The 17,878-nt window shown below is 67.1% G+C and carries 10 protein-coding genes; 9 read left to right on the plus strand and 1 reads right to left on the minus strand.

What is annotated here, in order from left to right:
- Positions 1–54 precede the first annotated feature (54 nt).
- From ACSBPH_RS16505 to ACSBPH_RS16545, 9 genes are all read left to right on the plus strand, one after another.
- Positions 55–915, plus strand: a complete 861-nt coding sequence (locus ACSBPH_RS16505) for a fumarylacetoacetate hydrolase family protein (protein WP_442575397.1) — start codon at positions 55–57, stop codon at positions 913–915.
- A complete protein-coding gene (locus ACSBPH_RS16510; protein ID WP_442575398.1) occupies positions 912–1,658 on the plus strand; it encodes an SDR family NAD(P)-dependent oxidoreductase in 747 nt (248 codons plus the stop codon). Before ACSBPH_RS16505 ends, ACSBPH_RS16510 begins: the two co-directional genes overlap by 4 nt.
- Before the next feature lie 355 nt (positions 1,659–2,013).
- Positions 2,014–4,098, plus strand: a complete 2,085-nt coding sequence (locus tag ACSBPH_RS16515; protein WP_442575399.1) for an alpha-L-fucosidase — start codon at positions 2,014–2,016, stop codon at positions 4,096–4,098.
- Between the two features lie 337 nt (positions 4,099–4,435).
- Entirely contained in the window at positions 4,436–4,720 is a 285-nt protein-coding gene (locus ACSBPH_RS16520) for a transposase (protein WP_442574809.1), read from the plus strand.
- Between the two features lie 35 nt (positions 4,721–4,755).
- Positions 4,756–5,592, plus strand: coding sequence for an IS3 family transposase (locus tag ACSBPH_RS16525; RefSeq protein ID WP_442574808.1), 837 nt, complete (start codon positions 4,756–4,758; stop codon positions 5,590–5,592).
- Between the two features lie 1,060 nt (positions 5,593–6,652).
- Complete coding sequence (locus tag ACSBPH_RS16530) at positions 6,653–9,898, plus strand: family 43 glycosylhydrolase (protein WP_442575400.1); 3,246 nt, start codon at positions 6,653–6,655, stop codon at positions 9,896–9,898.
- 128 nt (positions 9,899–10,026) lie between these two features.
- Positions 10,027–13,341 carry a family 43 glycosylhydrolase gene (locus tag ACSBPH_RS16535; RefSeq protein ID WP_442575401.1) on the plus strand — a complete coding sequence of 1,105 codons (3,315 nt, stop codon included), beginning with the start codon at positions 10,027–10,029 and terminating at the stop codon, positions 13,339–13,341.
- 539 nt (positions 13,342–13,880) lie between these two features.
- Positions 13,881–14,867: an RICIN domain-containing protein gene (locus ACSBPH_RS16540; RefSeq protein WP_442575402.1), complete on the plus strand. Its 987-nt coding sequence runs from the start codon at positions 13,881–13,883 to the stop codon at positions 14,865–14,867.
- A gap of 578 nt (positions 14,868–15,445) precedes the next feature.
- Entirely contained in the window at positions 15,446–16,375 is a 930-nt protein-coding gene (locus tag ACSBPH_RS16545) for a PASTA domain-containing protein (RefSeq protein WP_442575403.1), read from the plus strand.
- Positions 16,376–16,426: 51 nt separating this feature from the next.
- Here ACSBPH_RS16545 and ACSBPH_RS16550 read toward each other — a convergent pair whose 3' ends face one another.
- Positions 16,427–17,857 carry an ROK family protein gene (locus ACSBPH_RS16550; protein ID WP_442575404.1) on the minus strand — a complete coding sequence of 477 codons (1,431 nt, stop codon included), beginning with the start codon at positions 17,855–17,857 and terminating at the stop codon, positions 16,427–16,429.
- Positions 17,858–17,878 lie beyond the last annotated feature (21 nt).

The following is a 17,878-nucleotide window of genomic DNA, read 5'->3' on the forward strand; positions in this document are numbered from 1 at the left end:
AAACATCGGATGTGTATCTGTCAAGAAACATCCGATGTATGGGAGCATGGCAGCATGAGAATCGCGCGAGTAGGCAACCCTGGCGAAGAGGTCCCGGTCCTCTGGGACGACGGCTTCATGTGGGATCTGCGTCCTGTAACTCCCGACATCGATACCCGGTTCTTCGCGGAGGACGGCCTTGCGCGGGTAGCCGATGCGCGACGGGCCGGCATCCTGAGCGAGCTGCCCGCTGCGGCGCTCCAGCGACTCGGCGCTCCGGTGGCGCGCCCGGGCGCTGTCTACTGCATCGGCATGAATTACGCGGCGCACGCCAGGGAGTCGGGAGCCGAGCCTCCCGAGCATCTGGTCATGTTCATGAAAGCGCCGAATACGGTCGTCGGCCCCCACGACGACGTCGCGATCCCGCCGAGAAGCTCCAAGACCGATTGGGAGGTGGAACTGGCTCTCGTGGTCGGGAGCCGCGCATACGACCTCGCCGACTCGGCAGCCGGTCTCGCGTGCGTGGCAGGCTTCACAGTCGCCAACGACCTGAGTGAGCGTGACTGGCAACTGGCTGTGTCGGGTGGCCAATGGAGCAAGGGGAAGTCTGCTCCCGGTTTCCTGCCGCTCGGCCCGTGGCTCGCGTCTGCCGATGAGTTCGACCCCACGGATGTCCGGATTCGCAGCTGGGTCAACGGCTCCCCGCGGCAGGACTCCCGGACATCCGATCTCATCTTCGACGTGGGAACGATCGTCGCCGACCTCAGCAGGTACGTAGTGCTGGAGCCCGGCGACGTGATCCTCACCGGAACACCGGAGGGTGTCGCGCTGTCCGGTCGGTTCCCGTACCTCCGCATCGGCGACGTGGTCGAGCTCGAGATCCAGGGCCTCGGACGTCAACGCCAGAAGTTCGTGACCTGGGGAGAAGGGAAATGAGCCACGACCTCGACGGACTCGTCGCCGTGGTCACCGGCGGCGCATCCGGAATCGGCGACGCGATCGTGCACCGGCTGCTGACGGACGGCGCGCGCGTCGTATCCTTCGACATCGCGCACTCCGATCAGGCGACGCTTTCCGTGAACGTCGACGTCACGGACGACGCCGCGGTCGTGGCGGGGGTCGCGAGAGTCGTCGACAGCCTGGGTGGAATCGATATCGTCGTGAACAATGCGGGTGTCGGCGCCCAAGGGGATGTCTCTGCCAACGATGACCACGAGTGGCATCGCGTGTACGACATCAACGTCGTCGGAATGGCGCGAGTCACCCGCGCCGCCCTTCCACATCTCAGACGGTCTCTCTCCGCAGCAGTCGTAAACATGGCATCGATCGCGGCCACGGCCGGACTGGAACAGCGGGTGCTGTACTCGGCCACCAAGGGTGCGGTCCTGGCGATGACCCGCGCACTGGCTGCAGACCATCTGCGCGATGGGATCCGGGTAAACGCCGTCTGTCCCGGAACTGCCGACACGCCATGGATCGCGCGCCTCCTCGCCACCGCTGCTGACCCCGCCGCGGAGAGGGTCGCACTCGAGGCCCGTCAGCCCCACGGACGCCTGGTAGCCGCTGACGAGGTGGCCCGCGCGGTCGCCTACCTCGCCAGCCCGACATCAGGGTCCACCACCGGCATCGGGCTCGCGGTCGACGGCGGCATGCAGGAGCTGCGGGTTCGTCCGCGCTGACCACTCGCGCCTCAGCGGCCGTCGCAACGAGCGGATTTGGACGAATCAGTCCGATGTATCACGCCATGACTGTCACCCAGGTGCGTTATTCCCTTGTTGTCTCGCTCCAGGACGTTGCAGACATACTATGTTTCCGCTAACTTGACTTTTCACCCACCGGCGAAGCCGGCCGACCTACTGACAACGGAGTCCATATATGTCTGATCGGAACCTTGACCGCCGAGCGTTCCTGGCCATGGCGGGGATCACAGCAGCGTCCGCGGCGGCCATCCCGTGGCTCGGGAGCCGAGAGTCCGCCTACGCGGTGCCGGTCTCAACGGCACTGGACATGTCGTCCCTCGATACCACGGACGCAATGCAGGAACTGCTCGCCAACTTCGTCGACCTGCGGTTCGGCATGTTCCTCCACTACAGCCTCGGAACCTACAGCGATGAAGAGTGGGCGACCCCGGGGCAGCCACCTACCCTCTTCGCGCCGCCAAGCGTCGATTGCGCACAGTGGGCGGCGGCAGCCAAGGCGGCCAAGATGCAGTACGGAGTGCTCACCACGAAACACCACGACGGGTTCTCGCTCTGGCCCACGGCATTCGGCACCCAGAACGTCGCCTACAGCGGTTACAAGCAGGACGTCGTTCGCGCCTACGTCGACGCCTTCCGGGCCGAAGGGCTCAAGGTCGGCTTCTACTTCTCGATCTGGGATCGGACCGCCGGAATCGAGAGCTATGGCGGGCACGTCAGCGACACCACCCTGTCGATCGAGCCTCCGGACATCGATGTGATTCTCGGCCAGCTGACGGAGCTGCTGACCAACTACGGGCCGATCGATCTGTTGATGACCGACGGCTACACATGGCAGATGGGTCAGCAGGCCGTGAACTATGCACGACTGCGCACCCTCGTGAAAGACCTTCAGCCCAACTGTCTGCTGACGGACATCTGTGCCGTCACGGAGCCCTGGCTCGGGGATGCGATCTTCTGGGAGGAGCCGTTGGGTGTGCGGGCCCCTGCGGGGAACACCTACGCAGGCGTGCAGGGGCAGACAATCAGCAACGGATGGTTCTGGCACCCGTCGACGCCCACCGAAGGCCTCATGTCACAGGCTGACATCCTGCAGCATCTGGCCGACACCGAGCCGCGCTACACCTCGTTCCTTCTGAACTGCCCGCCAAACCGGAATGGGAGGCTGGACACCAATGTCGTCGAGCGTCTGGCCGCCGTCGGACAGGCGTGGTCGGGGCCGAACGCCGCTCGCCCCCCTCTTCCCCGTCAGCAGGCGAAGGTGGAGTGGCCCATCGTGCCGGTCGCAGCGCACGCGACCTCGTACAACAACGAGTGGGGACTTTACGAAGTGCCCTACAAGGCCATCGACATGCGTGGCGATCTGAACTTCGAGACGTGCTGGTCCACTTGGACTCCCTCGGGTACCGGTAGTCTGCCCGCGACTCTGCTTATCGATCTGGGCGGCCGCTGGAACAATGTGAGCACCTTGCAGTACCTGCCCAAGCAGTGGGGGCGCAGCGGCACCGACGGGGACGTCACCAAAGCGCGCGTGTGGACTTCGGCCGATGGCCTCACCTACGAGCAGGTCGCCATGGTCGATTGGGCGCCCGATAAGACCCCGAAGCTCGTCGAGTGGACTGCACGCGAGGCGGCCTACGTCAAGTTCGAGATCCTCGAGGCCTCGGGTGGCTACTCGAACGTCAACGGCATCAAGATCGGCGGCCGCGCGTCCCGCCCGGTCCGCTCCGCAAGCAGCCTGGAGGACACGGTGGTCACCCTCGGCAACGTCGGCTCCGGGCTTTCGTTGGCCAAGTCGGGCACCGGAGTGGCCCAGCAATCGACGGCGGAGCGATGGAAGCTCCGTCTCGCCGAGGACTGCTACTGGTACGTCGAGCACGAGGCCACCGGCCAGGTGCTGGCGCTGAAGGGTGGGATCCGCACGCAGGGCGCGGAAGTCGAACTGGTCCCCGCCGCCCGGAAGTTTGCCCAGCACTGGGCATTGAGCCGTCTGGACGACGGCACCTATGTGATCACAAACCGATTCAACATGCTCAATCTAGGTGTAACGAGCAACAGCAGCGGGGTTACGCTTCGTGATCCCGCGCTTGCCTCAGCCCAGCTGAGGTGGGAGCTGACTCCCGCCACAGCGCCGGTCATCGAGGGCGTGACCGCGGTGGTGGCAACGCGAATCGTCGCAGGAAAAGTGACACTCGTCGTGCAGGTCAACAACAACTCTCCGCGGCCGATCACGATCAGCACAGAGACCGCGTTCGGCTCAGGCACCACGACCGTCGCGGCCGGGAAGCGCTCCAGCCAGGCGTTCGCCACACGAAAGTCGACGATCCCAGCCGGCACCGTGACGGTGCATGTATCTGCCGACGTGAACGGTTCCCCGGCGACCGGGGATCTGACGGTCAGCTATCCGGCTGCGGGAAGCTGAGCGCAGCCGCAAGCCGGCGCGAACGGGGACGGGCCGGGAACGGTTCGTCCCCGTTCGTCGAGGTGCCGATGCCGAACGTTGGCTCGAACGCGAGCTCTGGCGGAGTGCATAGAAACCGACAGGCACTGTGATCGCGACGCCGCCCCACCGGAGCCGAAGTGCTCGACTCCTTCCCTCAGCTCTACTGATGCTGCGGGTGAGACGACCCGCGCGACAGGGGAGCCCATGGAGCTTCGCAACTTCGATACTTCATCCCGCGTTACCGGGACACGGAGCCTGACCCGCTTTCCCGGACACCAACTTTGAGGCGATGATCGTCTCGGAAGGAGTCCGTGAGATGCCTGCCCCACATTCGCCGGAGTTCCGGCGTCGAGCCCTGGACCTGGTCGCACAGGGCAACCCGGTCGCGCAGACCGCCCGCGATCTCGGGATCAGCGAGTCGTGCCTTCGCAACTGGATGAACCGCGACGCGATCGACTCCGGCCGCAAGCCGGGGATCACGACCGATGAGCACAAAGAGCTCGTCGAGCTGCGCCGCCGGAACCGAGTGCTGGAGATGGAGAACGAGATCCTCAAGCGCGCGTCGGCGTACTTCGCCAGGGAGAACGTGCTCCCAAAATAGGGTTCCGGCTGGTCCAGGAGCTCGCCGCCGACGGGGTGCCCGTCGCGGTGGCCTGCCGGTTCCTGAACATCTCAAGCTCCGGCTACTACGACTGGGCCAGCCGGCCACCATCAGCGCGAGCTGTCGCGGACGCAGAGCTGACCACCACGATCCGACGCATCCACGCCGACTCCCGAGCGACCTATGGCGCGCCACGGGTGCTCGCCGAGCTGCGCCTCGGGCTCGGCGTCCACGTCGGCCGCAAGCGCGTCGCCCGGCTGATGCGGCAGGACGGGCTGGTCGGCGTGTCGCACCGCCGCAAGCGGCGAGGCTGGAAGCCGGACACGGCTACGCATGACGACCTTGTGAAGCGGCAGTTCCACGCTGATGCCCCGAACCGGCTCTGGTTCTGCGACATCACGCAGCACCGCGCCCGTGACGGATGGGTCTACTGCGCGGCCGTGATCGACGCGTACTCGCGACGGATCGTGGGCTGGTCGATCTCGGATCGGATCACCGCGGAGATCGTCGTCGACGCACTCGAGATGGCCCGCTGGCGCCGCCGCCCCGAACCCGGAACCGTGGTGCATGCGGACCGAGGAGCGCAATACACCAGCTGGCTCTTCGGGCACCGGCTGCGCCAAGCCGGGCTGCTCGGCTCGATGGGCAGGGTCGCGTCCAGCGTCGACAACGCGCTCATCGAGTCGTTCTGGTCGACCATGCAGCGCGAACTCCTGGACCGCACCAACTGGGACTCCCGCGCGCAACTCGCGTCGGCGATGTTCGAGTGGATCGAGGGCTTCTACAACCCCCGCCGCCGGCACACCAGCCTCGACAACCTCAGCCCCGCCGACTACGAAGCCCTTCACACCGCCGCCGAGATCGCGGCATGATCAACACACAACAACCGTCCGGGAAACCGGGTCAGGCTCCCACCGCATTTCGTCGTGCTACTGAGCGAGCGCACATCGCGCAGTCCGTCCTGAGTGCGCAGACTCCATGAGCAGAGACTCGGAGTGGCGCCGTTCGAGCGCACGAATCGGCGTGTCACTTGCACTCGTGATCGGCGAGACGCTTCACGCACGCGAAACGCACGTTCGCCGGACTCGAAGTCGGAACGGCAGCGGCGCACCACCGCGTCATTGAGATGCAACGGCTGAGGTTGTGTGAGCCCTCTCGCAATCCACTGACGCCTCACGTGTCAAGGGCTCTTCAGACCGTCGTGCCACGTCCTTCCGCTGTACGCGGGGATGCTCGTCGTGGCGGTGCCGTCGACGCGCAGACGAGCGGAGAGATCCTGGACCGTCACCGGCTGGGCATTCTCGATCTCGACCCATCTGGTGGGGAGGACGGTATTCGATTCACCGATCGAATTGCGTCCCGAAGCGATTCTCCCGAGGCTACGTCTGCGGCGATTGCGACGCCACAGGACTGCGCGCACCGTCGGCGATCTGGTAACGCGGTGCGCGTCCCTCGCACGCTGGACATCGATGTCGTGGTTGCGTTCACGGCTTCGTAGGTCTGGCCCTTCCTCGCGACGTTCCTGCCCGTGTCTTGGTCCGCAGGGGTTCGAGGGTCTCGCCACCCCTTCGACCCGACCGTCACATGTCCGCTGCACGAGGGAATCCGGCTCGCGCACGCTGCATCTCGCTGCAACCTCGTCATGGTCGAAGGGGAGGGAGGGGTATCGGCTGCAAGAAATTGTGTCGGCCACTTGACCATCTCGCGCTGTTCTCGCTAACATCCGATCAATCAGTCGCATGTTGCGGCGGTGCCGACAGGCGAATCACCTCGTCACCGCCTCGGGGAATAGCCGACGGGCGGCGACGGCGGCGGATGGGTCCGCCGTCGTTGTCGACAAGCATCCGACCTGTACATGACACCGAATGCTGCCTGGGCAGGGCGGCGGCGGAACATCCGGAATCAACCAAGTAGCCCGATGAGGAGCTCACCGTGATCAAGAAGTCCGGAAGAACGATGTGGTCCGCCGCGACGGTTGCGGCGCTGTGCGCCGGAGTGCTGGCTCCGAACCCGGCGCTCGCGCTCGGCCCCTCTACGACCGACGGGTTGATCGCCGATCTCACGTTCGAGACCGGCACGACCAGCTTCACGGGCGGCGGCGCCACGGCCACGACGCAGGGAACCGCGACGCTCGTGAGTGGGCCGACGGGCAATGCCGCTCAGCTCGGCAACGCCTTCTGGCTCGACGTGACGAAGTCCGACGGGACGCCGCTTCTGGCGGGACTCGACGATGTCACCATCTCCTACGACAGCAAGCCGAACTCCGCCGGCAACACCGGCTGGAGCGTGTTCGCGGCGCGGAGCGCGGCGACGCAGGCGTACGCGCAGGAGCACTACCTCGGCTTCCTCGACAAGACGACGGGCATCACCGTCGAGCGCTACGACAACACCGGCTCGCGCGTCACCGCGGGCAGCATCGCGTATACGAACGCGAACACCGCGTGGAAGCACGTCGATCTCGTCATCTCGGGCGCGACGGCGCGGCTCTTCGTCGATCAGAAGCTGGTCGCCACGAACACCTCGGGCAGGACGCTCTCCACGATCGTCGGTGCAGCCGGCGGCGTGCTGCAGCTCGGCAAGGCGAACTGGGGGAGCGGCGAGTACTTCTCCGGACTGCTCGACAATGTCCGGGTCTACAACCGTGCGCTCAGCCCGGCGGAGATCGGAGTGGCGACGGCGCCGAGCGATGCGGCGGCAGCCCTCGCGATCCCCGCGCGCATCACAGGCGATCTGCCGTCGAGCGTGCTCGGCAAGACCGTCGCCTGGACGGCGACGGGTGCCGGTGCATCGCTGGTGAGCGTTGACGGAAAGGTCACACGTCCGGCGAACGGGCCCGTTCCGGTGTCGCTGACGGCGACCATCGACGGCGTCGCGACTTCCGTCACCGGCTCTGCGCAGATCCTCGACGCGGGCGGCGACATCGCCACCTACGTCAAGACCGTCACGACGACCGGCGGTGTCAAGGACGACCCGCTCGCCTATAACGATGATCGCCGTTCGGACGCCCTGTTCGCGTCGGCGCGTCCGGCGGGCGCGGGCGCGTGGGAGCCGCTCAACCGTTCTCAGGCGATCCTCTACGTCTCGTGGAACGGCTCGCAGGCTGCCAACCCCAACGCGCAGGTCGGCTCGCCGACGCTGGTCCGCTTCGCCGACGGCACACTCGGCGCGGTGGCGGCACAGAACAATGCGACCGACTCGGTATATGTGTGGAGCACCCTTGACGGTGCCACCTTCCGCAATCAGCGGAGCGTCAGGGTGTCGTCCGACGGCTCGATCGTCAAGGATCCGCGCATCGTCTTCGACGCTTCGACTCAGAAGTACAAGGCCTACTGGACGGACGAGCTGACCGGCGAGGGACGCGTCGCACAGCTCACCGATCTCACCGGAACCAGTGCACCGACGAGCGCGACGAAGGCGGACGTCACGGCGCTCGGCGTCGCCGGGACGGGGCTTCCTGGTTTCGCGGCTCAGGCCCAGGCGAGCTCGTTCTCGCTCTCCAAGTCGGAGTTCGACGTCTTCTACAAGAACTACGTCGACCTTCGGAACACGGGCGTGGGCGCGCTGCCCGCGGTCGATGCGCCGAACGGCCAGTCGCTCGTCGCGGGCGATCTGCCCGCCACTGTCACGCTCGACTACAACGACGGCTCGACCAAGAAGCTCCCCGTTGCGTGGAACACCGATGAACTCGCGGCCGTGGACACGAGCAAGGCGGGCACGTACGAGGTGTCGGGAATCGTGCAGCAGACAGCCGAGGAGATGGTCAACGATGCGCGTGCGGATCCTGACCTGTTCTTCAACGAGGACGACGGCTACTGGTACCTGACCGGCTCGCACTATTCGATCCCCTCGACCGCTCCCACGAGCCAGCTGATCGATGCCAACGCGTACCGCAAGATCGGGCTGAAGCGCGCCACGACCATCGCAGGGCTCAAGGATGCCCCCGAGCAGATCGTCATCGATCCGGACGCCGGCACGCCGGGCAAGCAGGCGCAGTATCCCAACACGTTCTACGGGTGGGGTGGCTACATCTGGGCGCAGGAGTTCCACAAGATCAACGGTCAGTGGTGGATCATCGCCGGGATGAACAAGGGCTACGCGCCCACCGGCGGATGGTGCGACAACACCGTCCTCATTCCTTACGTCGGCAGCGAGGAGTCGCTGCGCGATGGCGGCCTCGTCGACCAGGAGAACTGGGGCGAACCGACGATCCTCGAGGGCGCGGCATTCGACGTGTCATACCTCGAGCGCGACGAGAACGGCGTCACGCGGGGGTACTGGGTCATGCCGAGCGGCGCGAAGCTGTTCATCGGCAAGGCGAAGATGGGGGCGAAGGGCACGGTTCCGCTCATCGACGGCGGCCTCAGTCAGGTCTACGCGCTGAGCCAGCCGTGGGAGTACGGCAAGCAGGCGCCGACCCCGCCCGACACCAACGAGGGATCTGACCAAGGCATCGTCGAAGCGCCCTTCATGATCGAGCACGGCGACTACATCTACCTCACGTACTCGGGCGGCACGGTCGACAAGTTTTACAACCTCGGCCTGCTGCGTGCGAGCAAGAGCGCGGATCTGAAGGATCCGGCGAGCTGGACCCAGGTGCCCTCGCCGGTGCTGACCACGAACGACACCTACGCCGGGAGGATCGGCGGCACGGGACAGGCGGGCACGGGCCACAACTCGTTCGCCACCGACGAGGCAGGCAACCTTGTGCTCGCGTACCACGCCCGCCCGTATCCCGAACCCCACACCGGGAACGCCGCAGGAGGGCTGTTCGACCCGGACCGTAACACGTGGTTCAAGGCCGTGAACGTGCGCGCCAACGGCATGCTCGATCTGTCGCTCTCCCGAGACCAGGAAGTCGCACCCGGCAATCGGACGGTGACCGTGCAGGTCGTCGTCGCGGCAGCCCCCGCCGGCGTGGAGGTCCACACCGCAACGCGCTGCGTCGCGGGCAAGGTCGTCGTCGTGGCGTTGGCGAAGAACACGGGCACAACCGCCGTGAGCGGCTCCATCGGCACGGCATTCGGGTCCAGCGCGTTCGCAGACCTCGCCCCGGGGAAGTCCGTGTCGAAGACCTTCAGCACGCGCGCGCCCTCGGTCACCGCCGGCGTCGTGGCCGTGACCGTCGACGGAACGGCGACGCCGGTCACCGCCACCTATTCCGCAGCCGCGTGCGGCTGAGCGTCCGACTACCGATGAGAGAGGGAAACGCAGTGGATCGAACACACGAAGCTGTATCGCGGGCTCCGCGCGACATCCGCAGGAACCGGAGGGCGAAAGCGCTCTCCGGGGCGCTGGGAATCGCGCTGGTGGCCGGCACGATCGGCCTGACGGGCCCGGCGACGGCCGCAGAGCCCACCTCGCTGCTGGCGTCGTACGACTTCTCGGAAGCGAGCGGCACGGTACTGCACGACATCTCCGGCGGGGGTCGAGACGCGACCGTCGCGGGGGGCGCAGCGTGGCGCGGCGGCTCCATGCAGTTCAACGGTTCGAACCACGTGCAGCTGCCCAACGACCTGCTCGCCGGGCAGAGCGCGGCGACGATCGTCATCGAGACGAGCCCCACAGCTCTTTCCGGAGCGAAGTTCCTGTGGAACTTCGGCGGATCCGGCGATGCGGCGACCGGTCAGTTCTTCATCCAGCCGGTGGCGCCGCGCGTGGCGATCTCCAAGACCAACTGGTCTGGTGAGCAGTCGGTCACGTCGTCGACGAAGCTCGTCGAGGGGAAGTGGCAGTCGGTCGCCGCGACGATCTCGAAGAACGCCGGCGGGACGACCTCCACGCTCAAGCTGTACATCGACGGTGCTCTCGTCGCCCAGAAGGCCGACTCCGCCGTCGCCCTGAGCGACCTCACGACGCACACGATGAACTACATCGGCAAGAGCGCATACGCCGGCGACAGCCTGTACCAGGGCGGCGTCTCAGCCTTCCGTGTGTACAGCGAGGCACTCTCGGCTGCCGACATCGCGGCCGCATCGGCGACGGATGCCGCGGCATCCGCCACTGAGACCGTCAATGCGATCGACCTCGCGGCCGCCAATGCCGCGCAGAACCTCGCGCAGGTACAGACCGACCTCGCGCTGCCCACGACCGGCGGCGTCACCTGGACGTCGTCGCCCTCGGGGATCGTGGCCGCCAACGGTCAGGTCACGCGGCCGGCGGCGGACACACCGGTCACCCTCACGGCGACCGCGACGGTGCGGGGACGGAGCGCGACGAAGAACTTCTCCGTCACGGTGCTCAAGGCGCCCACCGCCGCCGAGCAGGCGGCCCTCGCTGCCGAGTCGCTTCTGCTGCCGTCCGTGCTCGAGAAGGGCTACGTGCTGCCAGCGACCGTGCTCGGCCTCCCCGTCGTCTGGTCGCACGTCTCCGGCGCCGGATCCGTCGCGGGTGGCGTGATCGCCACGGCGCCGGCCACCGGCCTCCGTGCGGCGAGGGTGCAGGCGGTCATCGGAACGGGAGCCGACGCAGCGACGACGCAGATCGACGTGCGCATCGCCGAGGCCGGCGCTTCGCGCCTGGCGGCCTACACGACGTCGAAGAACACCCGCGGCGGCGACGACCCCGAGGTCACGCGCACGGGCCACCTCGCCCTGAGCACGGAAGGCGTCGCGTTCACGGCACTGAATTCCGGTGCCGGCGTGGTGTTCCCCACGGTCAGCAACATGACCGAGACGAGCAACGGCACCAAGCGCTACCTGGCGCAGCCCTACGTCTTCCGCCTCAAGGACGAGGAGGGCTTCGGTCTCATCGCCCGCCGTACGAACGACGCGGGGACGGCCGACTCCGCCGGAGCGCTCGTCTTCACATCGCCCGACCTCGCGAACTGGACCGAAGTGGGCTACCTGCCCCTGCCGGGACAGGGCACCGCGGGTGCGGTCGCGGCGGAATGGGACTCGCGCGTCAACGCGTACCGCATCGTCTGGACCACCGCGGCGGGCTCCGCTCTGACAGGGAAGACCGCCGACTTCGCGGCCGTCTCTGCCGTGAAGGCCGGCCAGCAGCCGACGGGCCGCACCGGAGGCATCGACGTGACGTACGCCGAGACGGCGTCGATCGTTCCGCTCACGGTGGCCGAGGCCCGCTCGGCCGACCAGCTGCTCGGGCGGGTTCGCAACACGGGTCTGCAGGCTCCGGAGAACGTGACGATCACGGCCGGCGGTGCCCTCACACTGCCCGAGAAGGTGACGGCCGACTACTCCGACGGTGGCACGCACGACTTCCGTGTGAGCTGGGACACGTCGTCGGTCGACACCTCGACCCCCGGCGAGTACGCCGTGACCGGAACGCTCAAGCGCATCGACACGATCTTCCCGCTGATCTCGCGCCGCGCCGACCCCCACATGCTGCGGTACACGCTGCCCAACGGGGACAAGACGTGGCTGTTCATTTCGACCGACGACAACGGGCAGGATGAGTTCTTCATCCGTCAGGCCGACACGGTCGCCGGCATCGCGACCGCAGCCGACAACCGGATCCTCGGTCTCGGCCTGTCGGGTACGGCGCCCGTGGGCTCGCAGCTGTGGGCCCCCGAGCTGCACATCGTCGGTGGAGACCTGTACGTCCTGTTCGCCGCGAACCCGAACAACGTCAACGCGTGGAACGGCGTGCAGTCCTTCACGATGCGGCTCAAGTCGGGCGGCAACCCGCTCGTGCGCGCCGACTGGGAAGCGCCGCAGCGCGTGCTCGACGCCAGTGGTCAGCCGCTTACGACGTACGGTGCCGGCATCACGCTGGACATGACGCACTTCGAAGACAACGGCACCGACTATGTCGTGTGGTCCGAGCGCGCGATCACCCCGGTCACGGGCCCGGCGGTCCTGAAGATCTCGAAGGTCACGCCCTCGAGGACGGGCAGCTGGCAGCTCGCCGGCGACCGCTCGACGATCGCGTTCCCCGACCGCGGCTGGTCCGACAACACCACGCCGGTCGTCGAAGGTCCCTTCGTGATCCAGCGCGACGGCAAGATCATGATCACCTTCTCGGGCTCGGGAGTCGACTGGACCTATGCCGTCGGACTCGCGACCGCCGCATCCGGTGCCGACCTGCTCGACGCGAAGACGTGGCAGGTGCGCGACTACCCGATCTGGCACTACGAAGGTCCCAACACCAACAACTGGGGACCTGGCCACAACGCCTACACGTACGACGACGACGGCAACCTGCTCAACGTGTTCCACGCGAAGCTGACTTCGGACGGTACCCGCGATGCGGGCGTGCGGATGGTGTACTTCCGTCAGGACGGCAGCCCGATCCTCGATATGACGGATGCCGAGTGGCTCGCGGACGCGAATCGCACCGTGACCGCGACCGTCAAGGTCGTGGCGCCGGAGGTGCCGACGTTCGCAGTGACGGCCGCGAGCCGGTGCGTGGCCGGCAAGGTCACGCTCGTCGCGACGCTCGCCAACACCGGTGAGGTGGCCGTAGACGCGCTCGTCCAGTCGCCCTACGGCAGCAGCCAGACAACTGGCCTGGCCTCGGGGAAGAGCAAGTCGGTCACGTTCAGCACGCGCCTGGGCACCATGGAGGCAGGTGCGCTGACCGCCAAGGTCACCACCTCCGCGAACGGGCAGCCGGTCACGAAGACGTACACAGCGGAGTACTCGGCACGCAGCTGCGGCTGACATCCGCCTTCAGCGTGGTGCGCGCCCGGGAACGATCCGCCCGGGCGCGCACTTCCAAGGGCGAGTCTCCATGAAACCCAGGATGCTTCACTCCACCTGAGATTCGGAAGCGATCACTCAATAGAGGAGTGCGCTGTCGAATCTGCCGCTGTCCCTCCACCGGCGCGTTCTCGCCGCGGTCCACAGCGGCGCCCCATGGACTCTGCGCCCGTCAGCGCTCAACGCGCCCCCGACGCGCCATTAGCCATCAACTTCTGCAACACAACTGGAAGCGATCGATCACCGTCCGCGGCGCTCAAGTGCCCTCAGCGCCCTTGCTGTGAGAGGGGCTTCGCTGCGATCCGCCTCGGGAAGGGGCTTCTGCTCCGGTCCGCGGATTCAGAGCATCGCCGGACTCGGTCGGTGCAATTCGACCAAACGGCGACTGCTCGCCGCTACAGACCACCGGTCGATCACAAGGACGACCGGAGACAAGGAAGGGAACACACGCGATGAACTGGCCAAGGATGTCCACGCGAAAGGCTCGGGTCTTCGGAGCTATGGCTATTTCGTTCTTTATTGGCTTGACGGCTCTAGGACTCACTACACCGGCGGCAGCCGCGGAACTCACGGGCGCGGGCATGAATCAGGAGATTCGCAACGAGCACAGCGGTCTGTGCCTCGATGACTATGCCTTCGACACGAACCCGGGCGCGGAGGTCCGCCAATGGAGTTGCCACAAGGGGACGAACCAGCTGTGGGAAGTCCGCGACCTCGGCAATGGTTTCGCCGAGATCAAGAACCGGTATACCGGCCTCTGCCTCGACGACTTCAATTGGAACGCCATGCCCGGTGCTGAGGTTCGTCAGTGGACCTGCAACGGCTACCCCGTGCAGCAGTGGAGAATCACCGACGCCGGCGACGGGTATAGCGAGATCGTCAACCGCCACAGCAACCTCTGCCTTGACAACAAGGACTCCGCCCAAATGGACGGGGCGGTGATTCAGCAGTGGACGTGCAACGGCACCACCGCTCAGCGCTGGCGCCTCACTGATGCCTCAGTGCGAGAGATGACATACACGATCTACCGCGAACCGAACCCGACCGCCGACCAGATCGACGCTTACAACCGCATCGACGCGGCAGTCGGCGCGGCGGTCAATCGCTACAACGCGCTCACCGACATCTCCAAGCACCTCCGGATTTGGTACAACCCTTCAGTTCCGACGGCCCAAGCGGGACTTGACGGCGGCATGAGCTTCGGCGCGGACCGGACCTACATGGTCGAGGGGACGGCATTGCACGAGATCGGACACACCCTTGGCATCGGGACCAGCGGCGGGTACTACAACCAGTGCGTCAACGGCGCTTGGATCGGCTCGAACGCGAACGCCCTGTTGCAGTCATGGGAGGGCCCCGATGCCCGCCTGAACTGCAGCAATCCGCATATCTGGCCCTACGGACTCAACTACAACACTGAGTTCTCAGAGCAGGCGTTCGTCCGGAATGTCGAGCTGACCGAGGCGATGATCAGCGACGGCATGTGATTCGTCGGTCTCCCCGACCTCCGAAAGGGCGACGGGGAGACCGGCGCTACTCATGCCGACCAGCCGCATCCGCGTACTCTGACGATTATGGGGCGCCGGTTCGGCTTCATCGAAGAAGCCGGCCGCTGGGATGGTGAGCATCTCTACCCACACGAGACGAGTTGGGCGACGACCACAACGCCTGCCGTCCTCGAGGCCGTCGGGGCGGCAGGCGCTCATCTACCGCGCTCCACCGACCCGTTGCACGCGGAGAGTGACGGGTGCATCATTCTCGCAGCAAAGGGATTTCCTTTGGACGGGTGCTTCTTGGGGATGGCGCTATGTCTGATGATGATCCGCGCGGTATCAAGGAGCCCAACGCCGGCTCCCATTCCGACGACTTGCGTCGGGCGGGGGAGTGGGGCGAGGGTCATCGCGACGAGCCAGGCGGTGCCGGGACCGAGGGGGCCCACGCCTCTCCCGGTCCCCGTGCAGAGTCCATGATGGATGACTCGGCCGCTCAGGGGACGCCACCCGCTGCAGGGAGTGCTGACGCATTCCACGCCTCGATGACGCGACTCCCCGATGGGGCGACAGGAATGGACAACACGCCGCCTGTCGCCAGTGACGTCAGCATGAACGGAGGGTCAACGAAGGAGCGATCGGCGAGGAGGTGGATCATCGGCGGGTCGATTGCCGGCGCGGTCGTGCTCGTCGCAGTGATCGCTGCCGTCGCGGTCACCGCGAACTCGGGGGGATCGGTCCATGCTGCGTCGACTCCCTCGAGCAGCGCGCCGGACGGCGATCGCGTGCAGGTGCCCGATCTGGTCGGGATGACGGTCGCCGACGCGCGCGCGGAACTGGAGGCGATCGGGCTCACTCTCTCCGTCCCGGCCGGCACCGACGACCAAGCGATCATCGCGACGCAGACGCTTTCAGAAGGGCGTGAAGTGATCGTCGGTACAGAAGTGTTCGCCGCCGTGGACGATACAGCCGCCGCTGAGGCGGGTTCGCTTGGTTTTGACGACGGCGCGGCACTGGAACCGCTGACAATGGTCGGTTGGCAGTTCTCCCTCGGCGGGGATGACGCCTCGTGGACGCTGAGCCCCGACGCGACAGACGGCGAGGTGATCTTCGTGAATAAGGACGGCACGTGTACGGCCCAGTACTGGCAGCAGACCTTCGATACAGCCGCCACCGACGACCTGGCCGCCTCCGACGAATTCCTCGCCGCGATGTCCGGAGCGACGGCCGACGAGATGGCCGAGTACGCGTTCGACGGGCACTTCGCTCTCAGCGGAGGTGTCGAAGGCCCGGACGATGCGGGCGACGTGGCGACCCGCACCCTTCTCTGGAGCGACGATGAAGGGGCATTCCTGCTGACGGGACGGGTCTTCCACAAACTGGACTACGCGACATCCACCATGAGCAACGCGTACCTGCTGCAGATGCAGTGCGACACCGCCGTCGACCCACTCACTGTTGTCGACTCCCTCGATCAAGTCGCGAAGGTGACCGTCGGCTCGTAAGCCCGTCGCCTGGCGCAGATATCCCGAGGCCGCAAGGCGGGCTGATACCGGTCAGGCGCTCGCGGCCGCAGCGTCCGGGGCCAGTCCGGGCGGAAGCTCCCGCAGCGCAAGCACGCCCGCGCGCGCTGACTCGACGGCGGCCATCGTGGCGCCGACCGCGACGACATCCGCTCCGAGCGATGAGGCGACGATCTCGGGCGCGGGGAGGTCGAGCTCGGCCGCCACGAGGCGCCGGGCGGCGGCGATGACCGGGTCGAGGGAGTCCGCGACCGCCCCCGCGACGACGATGAGCGACGGGTCGTAGAACGTGCCGTAGACGCCGACCAGGCGAGCGAGCCACGCCCCGGCACGCTCGACGAGGCCCATCGCCCAGGGGTCGCCGGCCCGCGCCAGCTCCAACACCGACTTCGCGTCGACGCCGACGCCGGCATCGGCCCCGACGCCGCCGCCCACGGCACCAACACCGACACCACCACCGACCCCGGCACCCCCACCCGCACCATCACCGGCACCCGCACCACCACCGGCACCACGACCGACCCCGGCACGAGCGCCCGCCAAGGGATGCCCCTCGGGAATCACACCCGCCTCGATGTCGGCGCGCGCCCACTCCGCGAGGCGGTATCCGAGGCCGTAGGCGCCGCCGACGCCCTCCACGTGGTCGAAGGCGACGGCTTCGCCGACTCCGCCGTGCGCGCCCCGCAGCAGCTGCCCGTCGATCACCACGCCCGCGCCGAGGCGTTCGCCGGCGAGCAGGGCGACATAGTCCCGATGCTCGCGCGCCGCGCCCGTGGCCCCCTCGGCGACTGCGGCGAGGGAGGCGTCGTTCTCGACGCGCACGATCGGCGCCCACTCCGCCACGAGTCCGCGGAGGTCGGGGTTCATCCGGGTCCAGAAGCCGGTGCGGTGATCGGGGGAGCGGCCTACCGAATCGACGGGCGCAGGCACCCCGATGCACACGGCGAGGACATCGGCCCGTCTGCGGCCGGCCGCATGAAGCGCCTTGTCGATCGTTGTGCGGATCAGGTCGCGCCGGCGGGACGCGGCATCCGTCTCCTGATCATGCTCCCTTCCGGGCAGCACGTCGCTGCGCTTGTGCGTGACCCCCAGCACGGTTCCGCGCAGGTCGGCGACGATCGCGGTGAGGTGGAGCCTTCCGGCGTCGACCCCCACGACGACCGCGCCCTCGGCGTTCAGCTCGAACCTGCGCGAGGGTCGTCCCTTGCGGTATGCACCTGCCTCGCGGGCGTTCGGCAGCTCGCGGAGGAGTCCGATGTCGATCAGCTCGTCGACCGCCTCGATCGTCGTCGACCGGGTGAGGCCCGTGGCGGGCATCGCGTCGTTGCTCGTGAAGGTGCCGGCATCCCACGCCCACTGCAGGACGGCGTCCACGCTCGCGCGGCGCGCCTCGCGCGGCGCCGGGCTCGGCAGTCCAGGCGCCTCTCGGCGCCCCGCGCTGACGTCTTCTGCGGGCTCGATCACGGCTCTTGACCTCCTCGGCCT

Origin of the sequence: Microbacterium sp. F51-2R (genome assembly GCF_052180235.1) — a bacterium.
Classification (GTDB): domain Bacteria; phylum Actinomycetota; class Actinomycetes; order Actinomycetales; family Microbacteriaceae; genus Microbacterium.

Coding starts and splice junctions, on each gene's coding strand:
- ACSBPH_RS16515 (WP_442575399.1), top strand. CDS start 2,014: ATGCAGGAACTGCTCGCCAACTTCGTCGACCTGCGGTTCGGCATGTTC.
- ACSBPH_RS16545 (WP_442575403.1), top strand. CDS start 15,446: ATGGACAACACGCCGCCTGTCGCCAGTGACGTCAGCATGAACGGAGGG.
- ACSBPH_RS16540 (WP_442575402.1), top strand. CDS start 13,881: ATGGCTATTTCGTTCTTTATTGGCTTGACGGCTCTAGGACTCACTACA.
- ACSBPH_RS16505 (WP_442575397.1), top strand. CDS start 55: ATGAGAATCGCGCGAGTAGGCAACCCTGGCGAAGAGGTCCCGGTCCTC.
- ACSBPH_RS16520 (WP_442574809.1), top strand. CDS start 4,436: ATGCCTGCCCCACATTCGCCGGAGTTCCGGCGTCGAGCCCTGGACCTG.
- ACSBPH_RS16510 (WP_442575398.1), top strand. CDS start 912: ATGAGCCACGACCTCGACGGACTCGTCGCCGTGGTCACCGGCGGCGCA.